14 protein-coding genes and 1 tRNA gene are annotated in these 17,219 nt (G+C 48.3%); 6 read left to right on the top strand and 9 right to left on the bottom strand.

The window, feature by feature from the left end:
- Positions 1-183 precede the first annotated feature (183 nt).
- Positions 184-1,554 (top strand): sensor domain-containing diguanylate cyclase, encoded by a 1,371-nt coding sequence (locus Q0W37_RS09635; RefSeq protein WP_297700973.1) that lies wholly within the window; start codon positions 184-186, stop codon positions 1,552-1,554.
- Positions 1,555-1,627: 73 nt separating this feature from the next.
- Here Q0W37_RS09635 and pheS read toward each other — a convergent pair whose 3' ends face one another.
- The 7 genes from pheS to Q0W37_RS09600 all read right to left on the bottom strand — a co-directional run bounded on the left by pheS (position 1,628) and on the right by Q0W37_RS09600 (position 9,881).
- Positions 1,628-2,650, bottom strand: coding sequence for a phenylalanine--tRNA ligase subunit alpha (gene pheS / locus Q0W37_RS09630; protein WP_088628650.1), 1,023 nt, complete (start codon positions 2,648-2,650; stop codon positions 1,628-1,630).
- A 49-nt stretch (positions 2,651-2,699) separates the two neighbouring features.
- Positions 2,700-3,446, bottom strand: a complete 747-nt coding sequence (locus Q0W37_RS09625; protein ID WP_297700971.1) for a hypothetical protein — start codon at positions 3,444-3,446, stop codon at positions 2,700-2,702.
- A gap of 259 nt (positions 3,447-3,705) precedes the next feature.
- Positions 3,706-6,177: an InlB B-repeat-containing protein gene (locus tag Q0W37_RS09620; RefSeq protein ID WP_297700969.1), complete on the bottom strand. Its 2,472-nt coding sequence runs from the start codon at positions 6,175-6,177 to the stop codon at positions 3,706-3,708.
- Positions 6,177-6,962, bottom strand: a complete 786-nt coding sequence (locus Q0W37_RS09615) for a hypothetical protein (protein ID WP_297700966.1) — start codon at positions 6,960-6,962, stop codon at positions 6,177-6,179. Before Q0W37_RS09615 ends, Q0W37_RS09620 begins: the two co-directional genes overlap by 1 nt.
- Positions 6,963-7,226: 264 nt before the next feature.
- Positions 7,227-7,862, bottom strand: coding sequence for an N-acetyltransferase (locus Q0W37_RS09610; protein WP_297700964.1), 636 nt, complete (start codon positions 7,860-7,862; stop codon positions 7,227-7,229).
- 4 nt (positions 7,863-7,866) lie between these two features.
- A complete protein-coding gene (locus tag Q0W37_RS09605) occupies positions 7,867-8,394 on the bottom strand; it encodes a pyridoxamine 5'-phosphate oxidase family protein (protein WP_297700962.1) in 528 nt (175 codons plus the stop codon).
- Positions 8,395-8,396: 2 nt separating this feature from the next.
- Positions 8,397-9,881 carry an FISUMP domain-containing protein gene (locus Q0W37_RS09600; RefSeq protein WP_297700960.1) on the bottom strand — a complete coding sequence of 495 codons (1,485 nt, stop codon included), beginning with the start codon at positions 9,879-9,881 and terminating at the stop codon, positions 8,397-8,399.
- Between the two features lie 219 nt (positions 9,882-10,100).
- On the opposite strand from Q0W37_RS09600, the gene Q0W37_RS09595 reads away from it, so the two are divergent.
- Positions 10,101-12,071, top strand: coding sequence for a carbohydrate-binding domain-containing protein (locus Q0W37_RS09595; protein ID WP_297700959.1), 1,971 nt, complete (start codon positions 10,101-10,103; stop codon positions 12,069-12,071).
- A gap of 56 nt (positions 12,072-12,127) precedes the next feature.
- Here the strand turns inward: Q0W37_RS09595 and Q0W37_RS09590 are convergent, their stop codons facing one another.
- Positions 12,128-13,480, bottom strand: coding sequence for a hypothetical protein (locus Q0W37_RS09590; RefSeq protein WP_297700956.1), 1,353 nt, complete (start codon positions 13,478-13,480; stop codon positions 12,128-12,130).
- A gap of 85 nt (positions 13,481-13,565) precedes the next feature.
- Between Q0W37_RS09590 and Q0W37_RS09585 the strand changes: the two genes are divergently transcribed.
- The 4 genes from Q0W37_RS09585 to Q0W37_RS09570 all read left to right on the top strand — a co-directional run bounded on the left by Q0W37_RS09585 (position 13,566) and on the right by Q0W37_RS09570 (position 15,987).
- Positions 13,566-14,369, top strand: a complete 804-nt coding sequence (locus Q0W37_RS09585) for a hypothetical protein (RefSeq protein ID WP_297700954.1) — start codon at positions 13,566-13,568, stop codon at positions 14,367-14,369.
- A gap of 7 nt (positions 14,370-14,376) precedes the next feature.
- A complete protein-coding gene (locus tag Q0W37_RS09580; RefSeq protein ID WP_297700952.1) occupies positions 14,377-14,895 on the top strand; it encodes a hypothetical protein in 519 nt (172 codons plus the stop codon).
- A gap of 228 nt (positions 14,896-15,123) precedes the next feature.
- On the top strand, positions 15,124-15,858 hold the full coding sequence (locus Q0W37_RS09575; RefSeq protein WP_297700950.1) for a hypothetical protein: 735 nt from the start codon (positions 15,124-15,126) through the stop codon (positions 15,856-15,858).
- Positions 15,859-15,903: 45 nt separating this feature from the next.
- Positions 15,904-15,987: transfer RNA gene (locus Q0W37_RS09570), tRNA-Leu, on the top strand.
- Between the two features lie 37 nt (positions 15,988-16,024).
- Here Q0W37_RS09570 and mnmA read toward each other — a convergent pair.
- Positions 16,025-17,122, bottom strand: coding sequence for a tRNA 2-thiouridine(34) synthase MnmA (gene mnmA / locus Q0W37_RS09565; RefSeq protein WP_297700975.1), 1,098 nt, complete (start codon positions 17,120-17,122; stop codon positions 16,025-16,027).
- Positions 17,123-17,219: the final 97 nt, after the last annotated feature.

The following is a 17,219-nucleotide window of genomic DNA, read 5'->3' as shown; positions in this document are numbered from 1 at the left end:
GGCCCATTCCTACAACGCCTCGGTGGCACTCTCGCTCGGCCTGTACGAATACGCACGCCTCAGAATCAAGTAAAATAATCCAACTTGGACTATAAAAAACACCCCCACAGGGGGTGTTTTTTTGTTATAGCCTGATTTTATATATCAAATTGGTATATATTTTAACTCAAGAAGGAAATAAATATGAATTTTGATTCGTTGCTGTCTTTGTACGAGACCAAGGCCTGTATCGTCTCCATCGATTTCTACGAGGACGACACGTATGGGAATATTCGTCTTCTCGCCGGCAACAAGGCGCACTGCGACGACATGGCGGCCATAGGCCACCCGTTTGTGCCCAATTCTCCGTGCGAAGACTACTTCCCCAAGAATCGAAATTTCGAAGATTACTGTTTCCGTTGCTCCCGCAGCAAAAAGCCTCTGCACGCATACGTGGAACTTTACACCATGGGCCTCTGGCTGAACATGTTCCTGATTCCAATCGAATCGGACAAGCCGAACACCGGCTACTGCATTTACGTTTACGACGTCTCTCCCAAGGTGGACTCCGCAGCCATGGTCGATCTATCCGGGGACGTAGCCTCCGAGGTGTTGAAAGCCTGCGTCAAGCTCCGCAGTTCAAACGACATCAAGAAGACCTTCCAGGAAGTCATCGAAGATATCCGCAGTCTTTGCGATTCTGAACATTGCTGCATCTTGCTGACCGATTCGGAAACACGCTCCTGTGACATTCTAGGAGACGCCCTCAAAAAAGGCACAAAGTTGCTCCCCATGTCCAATTATATGGAAGGTTTCTACACGATTACGGAGACCTGGGCCTCGACCTTGGGCGGAAGCACCTGCATTATCATCAAGGACCAGCACGACATGGACGAGCTGCATAAGCAGAACCCCGTCTGGGCGGAATCACTCAAAGGCGCCATGGCCAAAACAGTCGTACTCTTCCCGCTCCGATTCGACAACAAGGTTCTCGGCTACATGTGGGTCATCAACTTCAACGCCGAAAACACCATCAAGATCAAGAAGACCCTTGAGCTGACGACGTATTTCCTCGCCTCCGAAATCGCGAACCACCTGTTGCTGAAAAAACTTGAAGTTATGAGTTCCATTGACTCGCTCACCGGCATCAAGAACCGCAACGTGATGAACATCCACGTGGACCAGGTTGTCGAAGGCAACAAGCCCATGCCGGCCGCCGTTCTCTTTGTCGACCTGAACGGGCTCAAGCGAGAAAACGACGAGAAGGGCCACAGCGCAGGCGACAAGATGCTCTGCACGGCGGCAAAGATTTTGCAAAAGGTTTTCCGGGACGGCGACGTTTACCGCGCCGGCGGCGACGAATTCATGGTGATGATTCCGGAAATCGCGGAAGACGAGGTGGAAAAGCGCATTCAGCAAGTCCACGAAGTCGCCAAGGCAAAGGACATCCATTTTTCAATCGGGGCATGCCACGGCGGAAAGGACATCCGCAAGGCAATGCACACCGCCGACGAACGCATGTACGCAGACAAGAACGCGTACTACGAAGCGCACCCCGAAGAAAAATACAGGTAACGAAAAACGGGCCTCGCGGTCCGTTTTTTATATCTCTCGTCTGTAGCCGCGAAGCGGCGTCCTTTCGTCTAGACTAGAACTGGCTCAAGAACCTCTGGTCGTTGCTTGTCAGCAAACCGATTTCCGGGATAGCGTGGCGGAGCATCGCGATACGGTCGAGACCGAAGCCGAAGGCAAAGCCCGTGTACTTCTCGGAATCGATGCCGCAGTTCTTGAACACGTTCGGGTCCACAGAACCGCAACCGCCGATTTCCATCCAGCCGGTTCCCTTGCAGCGACGGCAGCCCTTGCCACCGCAGAACACGCAGCTCACGTCCATTTCGGCGCTGGGCTCCGTGAACGGGAAGAAGCTCGGGCGGAAACGCGTCTTGACGCCTTCGCCGAACAGTTTGTTCATGAACACCTGGAGCACGCCCTTGAGGTCGGCGAAGCTGATGTTTTCGTCCACCACGAGGCCTTCGCACTGCTGGAACATCGGGGCGTGGGTCGCATCGTTGTCGACGCGGAACACGTGGCCCGGAGCAATCATGCGGAACGGCGGCTTGTGCGTTTCCATGTAGTGGATCTGCGTGCCGGAAGTATGCGTACGCAACATCACCTTGTCGTCCACGTAGAACGTGTCCTGCATGTCGCGGCTCGGGTGGTCAGGAGGCGTATTGAGCGCCTCGAAGTTGTACCAGTCCGTCTCGATGTCGCGACCGAAGTCCACTTCGAAACCCATCTGGCTAAAGAAGTCGATAATTTCTTCACGCACGTCGTAAAGCGGATGCGTGCTGCCCGCCGGAATGCCTGCACCCGGGAGCGTGGTATCAACAAAGCCGCTTTCCAGCTTCTTCTGGAGGGCAGCCTGGTTCGCGGTCTCGATAGCCTTGTCGATTGCCTCGGAGACGGCGACCTTAAGTTCGTTCACGAGCTTGCCGTAAGCCGGACGTTCCTCGGCGCTGAGCGTGCCCATCTGCTTCATGAGGTCGGTCACGGCACCCTTCTTGCCCAGGTACTTCACGCGGAGGTTGTTAACGGCTTCTTGGTTCGTAAGGTCGGTTTGCGCAAGTTCTGCGTCAAACGCCTGCTTCACATTGTTAATAGCTTCACTCATAGTGGTAACAAATGTAGAAAAAATGGGGTGCGGAGTTCACAAATCGGAATTAAAAACGACCATATTCCCACGAAAGAATGTAGTAATATCCTATTTCAGGCTTGTCCAAAATATACGAATAAGAACGGTGAGCCAAATCAAAATCCACACTTTGGACAATTTCTTCTACCGGGTTAATTTCAGAAGAAATTTTTCTTCTGGAAAGAACGGCCGGAGTCATTTTCTCATTCACATACCCAAGCAGAACCTTGAATTGCAACATTTCGGCAGGTTCCTCAACTTTGTAACAAATTAGAGGTTTAGAATCAGACAACGAACTTTCAAACGCAACTCGAACAGATGTACATTCATTAAACGACAACGTACGATCGAGTTTAATAACAACCGTATCATAAGAACCATTTAATCCACTTACATAATCACCATCAGAAATCAGAGAGCCATCTACAAAAACTTTCGGTTCAGTTTTTCCACACCATTTGAACTTGTGTTCAATTTTATCTAAAAACGGAACCTTTGCCTGAATAAGACGAGCAACTTCAAACCTAGCTATTTTTCCATCATCACATATAAACGTGCAGAACGAAGCCAATCTTCGGTATTTTCCACCATTCCTAAAGACAAGCGACTTTTGCACAGCCCTATATACAGCAACCGCAAGAAACGTTATGACTATACAATAAAATCCGCATACAACCGCAATTGCATAGTTTGAACGGATAAAAATAAGACCTACCCCCATAATAGAGGCAAGTCCAGCAACAATTCCAAAGGAATTTCTAAAAATTTCTTTCATGACTAAGCTTCATTTTCCATAATTATGCCTCAGTTGTTGAATTTTCTTTCTACAATATAGGCTTTTTAAATTCGAAAGTCAATACCCACAAACAGGGATTATCCGCAATATAGATTCGACCTATTTTAAAAGCAAGGGATGGATGTGTTTATGCAATCATTTTGCAAACTACTGTTTGCAAAAACAAGCATTTTTTACAATATGAAAAAGCCGACCCCTCAAAGAAGGCCGGCTTCATTTCTTGAATTTTTATTGATTTCTACTTGACAGCTATCCGCTGGACATTATTTCCAACACGAATCAGGTAATTGCCCGAGCATGCAACAGGGATTTCAAAATTTGCAGACTGCACACGCCCCTGCAACAGAACCTTTCCCTGCATATCGAAAAGGGCGTATGTCGCTCCGATGCGAGCTGCCGAAATCTGCAAGCTACGACCATTCACCATCACCGAGAACTGAGGAATCGCAGTTGCGACAATCGCATCCGTTTTCGTACTCGAAGAAGACTTTTTCTTCGAGCTCGACGAACTCTTTGCAGCGCTAGAAGAACTCGATTTGTCGCTGCGAGAGTTTGAGGACACTTCATCATTGCGAGAAGTCGAAGACAGAGCCTGCCACGAGCTTGACGAAGTGGAAGCAATCTCGCGTTGACTCGAGCTGCTCTTGGGATTCTCTATGTACTTCGCCGTAATAGTAATGTTCGCAGTCACAGAGATTTCATCGCCAGCAACACCTAGCTTTTGGTCACCGTTATAGTAGGCATCAAAGGTATAGCCTTCTTTTTTCGGCGCTTCAGGCAGCGTGTACTTTTCGCCATCTTCAATCTTCACATTTTCAATCTTATCACCGTTTACGACACTAACCGTGCGGATAATCAATTCTTCAAACAAGGCCTTGACCGTCAAAGCCTCGGTCACCTTCGCAAAAGAATTATTCCAACCCACAAACTTGTAACCTTCGCGATTCACGTTGGTCGGGGCAACGGCGGCTTCGCCATACGCAACAGACTGCGTGTCGATAACAGAGGTTCCGTTCATGAATGTTACCTTGTATTTAACTTTGACGGAATCATAAATTGCCAAATAGCTTGCGTCTTCGGTCACGAAATCGAGAGCCGGTTTCCAGCCCTTATGCGAATATTTCCATTCGACAGTAGCTTCACGAGTCGGAGTTTTGGTGCAGTTCGGCATCTTGCCGTATTCGAAGGAAGCGCTTTCAATCTTCGAACCATCGGAATTGTTGAACGTGATTGTGTACGAGCGGATGGTGGAATCATAGATTGCGTGGTAATTAAAATCTTCGACAGCATTTGTGGGCTCAACATCCCAGCCCTTGAAGGTATAAGTATACTGCGCCGTGGAAGCAAGTGTCGGAGCGACACCACCATAAGTCACAATGCTACCATGCTGATAGGACTTGGATTCCAGCAATGTATCGGCTGGTGCTGCGTTATAGAAGCTAATCGTCCAAAATACATCGCTAGCATCGGTATAAACGGCCTTTACAGTTTGATCAGCAGTAAACACCGTAGTTGGCTTAACCTTAATTTCATCAGCATTATACCATCCGCTAAAGATATAGCCTTCGGCAGGTTCCGGGTCTTCAGGGAAAGTTACAAGACCCTTGTAATTCGTGTAGCGATTAGTGATTATACCATCATCGTTAAATGCAACTTTAAAAATAGCTAGGGAATCATCATTTGCCCAAGTTGGATAACCATCAGACCCGCGTGACCATATACCAATATTTTCTTCTGTACCATTTTCTGTGTTTAAAACCCAGGCAAATTGATTTGTCTGCATTTTTTCAGCAGTAGATTCTATTTTAGTATTGTTAATGTAATAGTAATGTTTGATTGGATGATAGGTTTTTACTGTTCCAGAATTAGATTCAATTATGTTTGCTTCGCTATTTTGAATGTTGTATAATAATTTCCCTTTATTTTGATTGATTAATACATTATCTGAATAGTTTTTGCTTTTTATGACCGTTCCGTTTTCCTCATTAACAGCCACTAATCCTCCTGTAGGAGCTTTAGGATAATTTCTAGTTTCTAGTTGGACGGAACCGTAATTTATACAGAATTCAATTAAACCTTTGTTTATTGCAGAAATTCCCCCAGCGGCTATCGGATCATTTAGATCTCCGGCATCACCTGCAAGAATTTTTCCATAATTTACTGAGTAACTTATTTTTCCGTAGTTTATATTAGCGATGCCTCCTGAAAAAATTGCAATATTGTTGTTGTAATTAACGGCTCTTGAAATAGTACCGTAATTTTCTGATACAAACCCAACACCATGGCAACCATCTGTATAAGTAATGTATTGAAGTTTGAAATTTTTTATTTTTATATTTTTTATATATCCGTTATCTTTAAGTTTGTTTATAAAGTGGTTTCGATCTAAAAAAATCCCATATATAGTGTACTCATTTCCATCAAGAATTCCGTCAAAGGCATTTATTGTTGTCCATGCTACACTAGAGAATGAGGAGGTGTCCTTACCAAATACAATATCATTCGCAAAAACAGCATTAATCGCCGTTTCTCCAGCATTCACTTTGGCGGCAAACCACGCCAATTCATCTGCATTGGTAATTACGTAGAACGGTTTCCCGTCTATCTTTTTCATGTTCTCCGGTTCGGATGTGGCCCCAGTCCAAGCTGCTGCGAAAAGATTTGTTGCAAGGAATAAGAGACTAATGATGGAAAGAATCGCATGCTTCATTATTTACTCTCCTTAAAATTCTTGTATGAATCGGAACCCATAACAAAACCTGAATCGTCCGTGTTTTCTAGGTTAGGTTTGCTTGCAAAACCTCTTGAAAAAATTTCAATGACAATTAGAAATGCAATAAACGCTATTATTAGGACAATCATTCCAAAAATACCGTTAAATACATTTTGCAAATTGTCAAGTGCAGGCTTATTACAAATAAAAAGTACATTGTAGAAACATAACCCAACTGAAGACAAACAAATTAAAACACTTGCAATAATGTTTGCCTTAGAAACAGAATAGTCATATGCGCTGAGAATGTTCCTAAACTTATTATTGTTTCTCTTAATAACTTTAAAAAGGGGGCCGATTTCATTATCCTCTAAAGCGGAAACATGTGCTTCCCAGTTTTCTTGCCAAAACTTAGAACCTCTATTGGAAAGGTACCACAAAAAGGAAAAACATGATGCTAAAAACGATAATAAAATTAGATAGGCTGAGTTATCCCCGCAATTTTTGCAAATGTAAAAGTAAGCAGTATAAATTGCTACCAAAAAAGCCCAAAAGAAAGTGGTTCGTTTCCAGTATAATTCTATTTCGAATTTGCGAATATCCAGAGCAACCTTCAATGGGGACAAGTCACAATCTGCAGAGTTTTTTTCTTGAATTATGTGATTCCATAACGACAAATAACACCCTTTTTTTTCTGTGCAATTTTGGGATGTTCTACGAATATGACAAAAAATTTGCCTATATTCTTCTTTAGTGATTACACGAAAGGTTTTATCCGCCATTTCTGCTCCATTTATTTTTCTCGTCTCAAATGTAAACAAAAAAAAACAATGTCAAGTGTTTTTTGAAATTTCGCTGATTTTTTTCGTTTTTAAGTCTCTTTTTGCCCTAAAAAACCGTACTAAGGCAAAAATTACGCAAAATTTGCGTATAAAGCAGCTCCCCACCACCTTGGTGGCCATGCGCACTAAAGAGCACTGCTCTAAGTGCTGTCCGCCCGCCTTCGCAGGAATGACAAGCAAGGTTAGACAGCACGAGCGCTTACATTACAGATTTTTTTTCATGCTCCAGCTACCAATTTTCCGATCGCTGTGCTCAATTTCGCATTCGTGGAAAACCTCGTAACCACGCTTGCTGTAAAAAGCGAGATTTTCCCGAGAATTCGTAAATAGGGCCAACTGCTTGCCGCCACGCTCCCGCACGTACTCTTCCATATAAGTTAAAAACTGCGAGCCGACTCCCTGCCCCTGCGCAGACGGATCCACTTCGAGCATGCTGAGATACCAAATGTCCGGCCCTGATTTCTGAAAATCGTGGCAGGTTTTGCTGGCATTTTCGTCCATGGCTATGAATCCGTTGATATCGCTCCATTTCGTATTGAGGTACACGCGCCAGAAACCGTGTATAATGTATTGGAACGCAGAAGGTTTCTTGAAGCCGGGAGCCTCCAATGTTGCACGGGCAACCAGCTTGCCGTCTCGATGCGCCGCCAACAAATCCGCCTTTCCATAGAGCGCCTTAAGGACACTGCGCATAAAAATCAGCAGCCCCTTTCGGCTTTTTTCCATATCAGGAAAATAGAGCGTAACGTAGTCGTAATTCTCGTACGCCCTGGCCATAATTGCTCCCGCCTCGTCGAGTTCCTCGCGAGTCTGTAACCCGAATTCAAGTTCACTTGCCATATATCTATTTCTCCGACTTCGCTTTACCGGTAAAGTTCGTGCTCGTAATCTTGAGCACAGTCACGGCGGCGGCCTGCGCGGGCGTGAATTCGAACTTGTGCGGGGCCGCGTGCATTTGCTGCGTGGAACTAGCAGATTGCAAAGCTCCTGCGGCTTGCCGTTCCATCAGGAGCGAAAGCCCGCGGCATTTCTCGGCGCTATCCTCGACAATTTCGGCCTTGCCCTGCCCGACAACGCTTGCGTAAAAGCGCCCGCTCTTGCAATAAACATCTTCGTGAATTTCGATGCGGTTCTCGACGCACATGCTGAATGCGACATTGGGATTTTTGCAGATGCAGTCTAGTTTCTTGCCAACGCGCGCACAATGAAAATACAATTCCAGAATGCCGTCTTTCAGGCTATACCCGAACGACAGCGGAATCACGTAGGGCACACCAGCATCGTCCACCATCGCGACGTGGCAGGTCGTACACTGTTCAATAATCTTCGCGATATTTTCGTCGCCTAAAATTTCTCGGTCTTTGCGTCGCATACTTAGTCCTTTACGCAGCGGACAGACATCAAATCCCCTTTAGGCCCCGTATCAAAACGGTGCTTCGTAGGTATTGACCCTGGAGACAACAACAAGTAATACGCATACGAGTGCATCACCGGTTTTTCTTCCAAAAGTTTCTCAGTATCGCTCCAAAAACTAGCCTCATGTCCATAAACACGATCGATTCCAACACTTTTGATAGTTTCAAGAACATAAAAACTTGTTATTCCTGCAGGAAGAGCAGAAAAACTCACTTTATCCGAACCATTCCTATCATAGTTCCAACCATACGTAGACATTAAGGCTTCTCCATTTTTTAGAAGTTTACCATCCACATACGAACTCTTGCCCTCAGTAGAAAATCCACCCACAGCCTCTATCAACCTTAAAAATTCATCCACCGAGGGAACATGCCAACCTTCAGGACAAACCCCCTGATGCGGATACGGCAAAAAACCTGCCGACCCAGATACGCCGTATTTCGTTTCATCTAGTCCCATGGCCCCGGCCCAGGTATAAAGTCGTCCATACTTTTGGCAATCGACTGAATCTTCCTTATAGCATACGCTTTGCACATTATCATTATATTCATAATTCAGATTTTCAGCCATCCAAACTTCGTTGCCGATAGAGACCACTTTGTATACATGACCATCGCGCTTATCCACTAAAACAGAATCATTGTATTCCGTCTTGTAAGACTTTTCCGACACACTCAAACTTTCGTCTTCAATGCAACGAACCATCATACGGTCCGCTTTATGAGAACCTCTCAAAGTGGTTTCGGTCGGGATCCAATAAAGTTCTCCAGAACCAGAGGCATTAAAATAATCTCCCGCACCCATCAAGATACTTGTGGCGCCGCCAAGCACATTTTCAGAAGAAGTCCAAAAATAGGTCATTTTTCCATAGTAACACAGCGAATCTACCTCATACCAAAAATATATTCCCGTCGGTAATGCATTAAAGCCAAAGGAATCCCACCCGTCACGTAATTTATTCGTAGACAATTTTAAACCAGCCGAATCAACACCTCCGGCATAGTCAATTAAAGTATTCCAATCTTCTTCTGTCGGCAAGCGCCAACCTTCGGGACATATCCCTCGAAAGTGCTTAGGCAAGGCATATTTTCCTTGTGTGCAAAACCAAGAATAATCCGTGCCACAGCCCGAATTTATAGAATCCATAGCCTCAGCCCATGTATAATAGCGGCCCAACGAATCACAATTCGATTTCAGTCCATTTTTACAAGAAACCTTATCATTATCCACATACGCATATCTCAGGTTCTCGGCCATCCAGTTCTGGGAACCTATTCGAATCGTCCTATACTGATTGCCGTCGCGGGAGTCCGTCAATGTACCATACTCAAAAGCAACCGGTTCATTTTCTTGCTTTTCTTGCGAGCTTTCCGTCGAAGATCCTTCGTCTCCACACGCCACAAGAAGCACAACCATACAGAATGCGGTAAGAAATCTTTTCATATCAACCTTCATTTCTCCCAAAAATACTTCAAACCGAAATATAATTTTTTTCAAATTAAACAGGAGATTCCGCACCAAGTGCGAAATGACACTTTCGTTTACACGCCTCTTACACAAAAAGAAATTTACCTTTATTGTTTATTACAGCAACGGAAACTATTATTGAAACATAGCCTACACCTGGGATTTGGTCTATATTGCAAGAAAAAGGAGTGTACAATGAAATTGATGAAGTTGCCAGTGATTGCGGCATCGGTCGCCCTGGGCCTCATGGCCTGTTCAGACGACAACGGTTCTAATGCAGTATCCAATAACGAAGAACCCATTTCTATGGAAAATCCTACAGGCAACGACATTCCAGGAACAGACAATCCCGGCAATGAAAATCCGGGCAATCAGAATCCGGGCAACGAAAACCCCGGTAACCCAACTCCCGACTCCGTACTTTCCAGCTCGAGCAACGGGATTCCCGGTGGCGAACTAGGGGGCAATGAATTTTACAGTTCCAGTAGCGCTGTACCTGGCGACGACAATCCTCCCAACCAGAATCCGGGCAACGATTCCGGCGACGACGAAAACGACAACGAAGATTCCAGAACCCTAGACGGTTCGCAGATCCTTTTGAAACTCGCAGGGACATCGGCCTCCGTCGAAAACAACAACGGTTGCATCGAGGTTGCAGACAAAGTCGCCACAATTACTTGCCCGGGCGCCTACTATGTAACGGGCGAATCCTCCGACTTCCAGGTGGTCGTGAATACTCCAGGTGCCGACAACGAAGGCAACACCGGTATCTACCTCTACAACGCGACCCTGAAAAGTTCCAACGCCCCTATCCTCGTGAAAAACGCCGACAAGGCGGTTCTCCACCTCGTCAAGGGCACCACCAACGTCGTTGAAGACGGCTACGGCAATCACGTGTTCACCAAGGTCAACGGTTCGCAGGATACCGCGAAAGCGGCCATCTACTCCAGGGACGACTTGAACATCAAGGGCGCAGGCAAGCTGACCGTGAATGGCAAGTTCAAGAACGGCATCCAGTCCAGCAACGACCTTAAAATCAAGAACGGCGACATCACCGTGGTTGCAGCCGATGACGGCATCAGGGGCAAGGGCAGCCTCCACATTTCGGGCGGTACGCTGAACATCACCGCAAGCAATGGCAACGGCCTCAAGAGCGACGAATGCGAAGAAAATCCCGACGGAAGTTTCAAGGACACCGTGGCAAACAAGGGCTTCGTGAAAATTTCAGGTGGCAACCTTACCATCAAGGGGCACAAGAGCGGCATCAAGGCGGCAAACTACATTGACATCAGCGATTCCACCGAGCCCTCGACCATCAAGATCGAATCGCCCAACAAGGGTATCTCTGCCGAAAAGTTCCTCTACGTCAACGGCGGCACCATCGACGTAAAATCGGATTCTTCCGCCCTGCGCACCAACTGGCAAGTCTATATGAACGGCGGCGACGTCACCATCTCTACAAAGAAAAAAGGAATTCATGCGGATTCCGCCCTGTACCTGAGAGGTTCCACCATCAACGTCGTCACGGCCTTCGAAGGCTTCGAAGCCTACAAGATTTTCGCCGAAGGGGGCGTGACCTCCGTATTCGCCTCTAACGACGGTTGGAACGGTGGCGGTGGCCCCAAGAACAACAATAGCGCTATGTCCATGTTCAGCGAAAGTAGCGGCTATATCACCATTAGCGGAGGCTATCACTACATCAGCGCCAAAGGCGACATGATCGATGTGCTAGACGCAAACGGCACCGCAACGATGACCGACGGCGTACTGATTCTCGAAATCACTGGCCAGAGCTACGAAAACCAGGGCGGCATGGGCATGGGAATGGGTATGGGCATGGGCATGGGCTGGGGCCCTGGCGGACAGCAGGGTGGAAACTGCGGCGGCTATAACTTTGCAGGAGGCCTTATCGATACCGATGACGGATTCTCCATTACCGGTGGCGTACTTCTTGCATTCGGCGACTTCTCGACAGATACTCCCGGCTGTGCCTCCCAGACATTCAACAACAGTAGTTACTACGGCTCCGACAAGGCGGCATTCAAGCCGACATACCAGGGCAAGTACATTTTCTACGGTGGCGAAGTGCAATCTGTCAGTCAGGTGAATACGGCAGGAATGCAGGAACTCAAGTTCCCCAACGGAACAAGCTACATGTACCGATAGCCCTTCGGCAGGCACTTCGACAAGCTCAGTATACCACTCAGGGACCTTATTACAGGTTAGGGAGCTTGTTCGCCGAGCAAATGCATAATCACGGGTCGGTTCTTGCCTGCCTCTGTTTTATGTATCGTAAGCTTGCCGGTGCTATCAAAGCTGAACTGTTCGCCCACGCGCTCCCCATTCACGAAGGTGAGACTGTCACGGAGAACCCCGCTCCTATACCAGTTACGCATGATTCCGTTGCGCTTACCGTCTTTCCAGAAAGTTTCACTTGCAAGGCGTCCTCCCATACTGTCCGGAAAAAAGCTGCGGCTTTCCGCAATCTGTCCGTCCTTCCAATATTCCTCGTAAAGTAACAGCCGCCCCGGCTTAAAATAGCGAATCGTTGCCGGGAACTTTCCTACGCTATGTTCAAAATTCACGCTCTGCGCCAGATTGCTACTGTCAAGAATTCCGCCAATTTCTCCCACATACGAAGTTTCCGCACAGAACTTGGACAAGTCTCCTTCGCAGGCGCCATAAATCACCCTGTCGACATTCAAGTCCACTTCGCGCACAACGATTCCCTGTTCATCGAACCAGCGCCATACGGAATCCCGCTTACCGTCCTTGTTCCAGTGTTCCTGTTTCATGCGGGTGCCGTCGGCCCTAAAGTAGGTCACCGTTCCAATCAGCGCACTATCCTTACCAGAAGCGCCCCTGCCGAGCACCCCCTGCACACGAATGCGCCCGGTACCGCAATTCGCCGAATCCACCGTTTCACCGTAGCTTTCGTAATACAGCGAGAACGGCCCCTCAAGCCGTCCCTTTTGGCAGGTGAATTCTTCTAGCAAAAGGCAGTCCTTCGTATAACGCCTCAAGTAGCTCGAATCGAGCGCTGCGTCACCTTCCGTAGCGCCTTTGGCCGCCTCACGCCCCGAAGCAGAAACAATCTCTCGCTTGGGTTCCCACTTGGCGTGGCAATTTCCTTCTTGTTGCAAAGCCCCGTTATCGTACCACTTTTTCCAGATGCCTATCGCAAATCCATCGTCATCGTAATGCTCCTCGAATGCCCTTGCACGGTTAAAGTGCCAGCCTTCCCAGTCACCCACCGGATGATCGTTTTCGTAATAGCGGTACGCTTCCACCTTCTTGTCACTATAGAGCGAAGTCCACTTTCCGTCCCTGAGCCCCTTCTTGTAGTGCCCGAGCAGAGCCACGTCGCCAAAGCCCGTCCAACGCTTAAAATCCCCGTGCGGCACGCCGTCCTTGTAGGGAATTTCCAGTTCCTTGATTCCGTCCGTGTACCATTCGTTCCTTTTCAGGATTTCACCGTCGGGATACACCCAGATCGAGGTCTTTTTCGCCCCGTTCGCATGCTCAGCAAGCACCGTTTCTTGGGCGCGTTCCACGGTACAGCCAAGAACAGACATCAAAAATGCCACAACAAGGCCAAAAAAGGGTAAAAAACGAATCGTCCGCATACCCAGTAAAGTAGAAAAAAGGTAATTTCTAGTTGTGGCAGAGTTAAAGAACAAATCGATTGCCGATACCTTTAACGCAAGAATCCGCTCCCCCTGGGCGTGGGTCGTTTTAGCGGTTGCAGTCGGACTTACCGTTCTCTTCTACTTTTCGCAGAAACCGCAAATTTTCATGTACTCCCGCTACATCAAGACGCTGTCGGACTACCAGCTGCAGGAATCGTACGCCATGCGCGGCATGGAACGCGTACGCATCGGCTTCGGGGTAGATACCGTCTTTATACAGGCGCAGACCATGACCCTCCGAGAAACCGCCGTCGCCTTTTCTCGAGAAATGGACGAAATCAACCATATAGGCATCAAGGCCCCGCCGCATTCCGCCGTCGAACGGTTCGAACGCGAAGTCCTCGCCAAGGTTTCAAGCATGCGCCGCTATACGGAAAGCCGAAAACAGTGGCAGGAAAAGTTACAAGTTCTCAAGCACCAGACAACGAACCTCCCTACAAACATTCAAATTTCCATTCACGAAATTCTCGACTCGGCACGTGCCGGCTATCTGATTGGTGCAGCAAGTCTCGGCGACAGCATCGTAGGCGCCCTCCCCGAAACATTCAAGAATTCCCTGTTCTCGCTTATGCAAGAAAACGAAGAACAGGCGCTCGCCTGGAACCGTTTCAACAATGAGATGGCGATCATGTACAGCGAGGACCTTATCCAATTTTTTCAGAGCCAAAGTATCGACGAAATGTCGCTCAAGTCCAAAATCCCGATGGCCTTCTACTTCTTGACTCTCGTCCTGATGCTTTCCACCTTCTTCTTTATTTTCCGCTCCAAGCAATAAGGAACTCATGCGCTTCTTTACCTCCAGAAAACCTGCCCTGTTGAACTTTTCCCTGCTGTTCATGTTCCTTGCGACATGGCTCATTTCGTATATGATGCCGGCAATCAGGGGACTCCTGCAAGAGGAGCATCTGTTCTACGGAACGATTTCGCATGCGGCTATCCCAAGCATTTTCGGCGGAAGCAACATTCCCTTTTTCGACAAGACTACGTTCCAGATAAACGGTGACGACCAGGCGACGTTTGTCCTTTACGCCTCCAAGGAAATGCTCGACGACATGTCGGACTGGTTCAGTTTCGCAGCGATAAACGCAGGCGACATTCCCCTCGAAATTTCGGCAAGCCGAATCGACGAGAAGAACTTCGTCGTCCACAGCATCGCCTCGACAGACGGTGAAATGGACTTTGACACGCTTGTCATGGATTACCAGGTGTACTACGGATTTATCGGATGCGCCATCGTGCTTGCCATGGTACTCGCCTCCCTAGTGCTTTTCATCCTGTGGGTCGTGAAAAAGAGGAAGTAGACCGTGGCTAGTGATTAGGAGATGTCATCCTCGACCGACTCTGGAGCATAGCGATAGAGGAGGGAGGGGATCCAAAGAGGAGAGCGTCATCCTGAGCATGGTTTGCTTCGACAGTGCTCAGCACAGGCTTAAGCTCACGCTTCGCGGGCTCGCTAACCGAGTAAGGTCCCTGAGCCTGCCGAAGGGCCGAAGTCGAAGGATCTAGGAAGAGGACTTAGGGTAGCAGATATGTTTTTTCACTTCTTGTTTTTCTGTGCAGCGTTTGCCTTTGCGCAGGCACCGACCGACACTTTGTACACCAAGAAATTCCCGCGACTCGAAAATGCCTCCATCATGTTTCCGGTCGCCTCGACGCCCGACATGCCGGTCGGAGTGTGGCGCATTCCCGGCAACAAGACTACAGCGGGAACCGTCGTCTGGTTTCACGGTGGCATGACAAGCAACAACTGCCAGAAAGGGCTCGTTGCCGGCAGCGACATGTCCAAGATGCTCCCGAAATACACCGTAGTCAGCGCATCGGCCTGCAAGCAGAACCACTGGGTAGAACCCACTACCATTCAATCCGTCGACGAAGCCCTCGACAACCTGGCCAAACGCATCAAGAAAGACATTGACGAAGTTTCGCTAGTCGGTATTTCAGACGGGTCCCTTGGCGTAATCGCCTATTCCATGTGGGGCAAGCGCAGAATCCTGAACAGAATCCTCATCAGTTCCTACGGGGCATCCCTCGGACCCGCCGCTCAGGTTGCAGCACAACCCGTACTGAAAAACGGGAAATGGCGCTTTATCCAAGGGGGTTCCGACCGGCTCTACCCCTCCGACAAGACCGTCCCCTGGATTCAGGAATTCTGTCAAAACATAGGCTCTTCTTGCGACTTAAAGTTCGATCCGCAAGGCGAACATGACTGGAACTACTGGAAAAGTAAGCATAGCGAATGGATTTTAGAGTTTTTTTCTAAATAACCCTTGACAAAATCGCAAAAAATTTCAAAATTTGGCTTACCCCACGCGGATGTGGTGGAACTGGTAGACACGCTAGATTCAGGTTCTAGTGCCTGCAAGGGCATGAAGGTTCAAGTCCTTTCATCCGCACTGAGAGCCCGCTGATTCATTCAGCGGGTTTTCTTTTTTATCTTCGGATCCAGCCGCCGCCGAGAACCATGTCGCCATCGTAAAAGACGGCGCACTGGCCGGGAGTCACTGCAAATAGGGGCTGTTCAAATTGCGCAAGCGCAGAGCCACCTTCCAGAATTTTCACGATACATTTCACCGTACGCTGGCGGTAACGGACCATGCCTTCACATTCAATGGTATCGCCTGCAGAATATGCAGCCCCCGTTACCGGGTTGATTCCGTGCCACACGCAGTTTTCGATGCGGACTTCTGCAGCAGAGACGGCCGACTTGTCGGCCGTCACCAGGACATTCCCCGTTGCAGGATCGACGCTTTGCACAAAGGCGGGGACGCCCAGCGCAACGCCAAGCCCCTTGCGTTGCCCCACCGTGTAACGGTGGTAACCTTCGTGACTTTTCAGGATTTTTCCCTCGGCGGTCACGAAGTTTCCTGGGCGCGTCATGCAGCCGAATTTATCCTGCAAGTAATTCGTGTAGTCGCTTCCGTAAATATCAAAGCAGATGTCCTGACTGTCGCTTGCGCTCGCGTTTTCGAAACCGTGTTTCGAAGCCAAAGCCCGCACTTCGGGCTTTTCCATGCCCCCTAGCGGGGTCATCACGCGCGCCATGGCTTCATCGGGAACACCGAACAGAAAGTAGCTCTGGTCCTTTGCGTGGTCCTTTCCGCGGAAAAGTCTGCGGATGCCGCCGACCTCCTTAACATTCACATAGTGCCCCGTCGACAGGAAGTCGGCGCCATGCTCCATGGCAAAGTTCATCATCCAGCCGAATTTCACGTACCGGTTACAGTAGCAGCACGGGTTCGGCGTCCGCGCATTTGCAAAATCCTCGTGGCAACGTTTCAGCACCCTTTCGGTAAAGGCGTCGTCGCAAACCGCCACGTAATGTTCGATTCCAAGTCGCTTGGCAACGGCACGGGCACGTATAACGCTCTCGTCGCCTTCCGGATCGTAGTCCAAAGAAAGGGGCGGCAAAACGCAAAGCGTCACGCCAAAGACGTCATAACCCTGCTCCAAGAGCAAAAGCGCCGCCACCGACGAGTCTACCCCGCCACTCATACCCACTGCTACACGTTTCTTTGACATTCTGCAAATCTCATCTTTCAGAAGTTAGAATTTAGATTATTCTTCTAAATTCTACCGACTAAACTCTATTCCTAGATCCTTCGACTTCGTTCACATCAACGATTTG

The sequence above is a fragment of the uncultured Fibrobacter sp. genome, from assembly GCF_947166265.1.
Classification (GTDB): Bacteria; Fibrobacterota; Fibrobacteria; order Fibrobacterales; family Fibrobacteraceae; genus Fibrobacter.
This window is presented reverse-complemented; position numbering and strand designations above follow the sequence as displayed.

Excerpts from the sequence above, each read along its gene's own strand:
- Q0W37_RS09595 (WP_297700959.1), top strand. The coding sequence starts at position 10,101 with ATGAAATTGATGAAGTTGCCAGTGATTGCGGCATCGGTCGCCCTGGGC.
- Q0W37_RS09635 (WP_297700973.1), top strand. The coding sequence starts at position 184 with ATGAATTTTGATTCGTTGCTGTCTTTGTACGAGACCAAGGCCTGTATC.
- Q0W37_RS09600 (WP_297700960.1), bottom strand. The coding sequence starts at position 9,881 with ATGAAAAGATTTCTTACCGCATTCTGTATGGTTGTGCTTCTTGTGGCG.
- Q0W37_RS09625 (WP_297700971.1), bottom strand. The coding sequence starts at position 3,446 with ATGAAAGAAATTTTTAGAAATTCCTTTGGAATTGTTGCTGGACTTGCC.
- Q0W37_RS09615 (WP_297700966.1), bottom strand. The coding sequence starts at position 6,962 with ATGGCGGATAAAACCTTTCGTGTAATCACTAAAGAAGAATATAGGCAA.
- pheS (WP_088628650.1), bottom strand. The coding sequence starts at position 2,650 with ATGAGTGAAGCTATTAACAATGTGAAGCAGGCGTTTGACGCAGAACTT.
- Q0W37_RS09610 (WP_297700964.1), bottom strand. The coding sequence starts at position 7,862 with ATGGCAAGTGAACTTGAATTCGGGTTACAGACTCGCGAGGAACTCGAC.
- Q0W37_RS09590 (WP_297700956.1), bottom strand. The coding sequence starts at position 13,480 with ATGTCTGTTCTTGGCTGTACCGTGGAACGCGCCCAAGAAACGGTGCTT.
- Q0W37_RS09575 (WP_297700950.1), top strand. The coding sequence starts at position 15,124 with ATGTTTTTTCACTTCTTGTTTTTCTGTGCAGCGTTTGCCTTTGCGCAG.
- Q0W37_RS09605 (WP_297700962.1), bottom strand. The coding sequence starts at position 8,394 with ATGCGACGCAAAGACCGAGAAATTTTAGGCGACGAAAATATCGCGAAG.
- Q0W37_RS09580 (WP_297700952.1), top strand. The coding sequence starts at position 14,377 with ATGCGCTTCTTTACCTCCAGAAAACCTGCCCTGTTGAACTTTTCCCTG.
- Q0W37_RS09620 (WP_297700969.1), bottom strand. The coding sequence starts at position 6,177 with ATGAAGCATGCGATTCTTTCCATCATTAGTCTCTTATTCCTTGCAACA.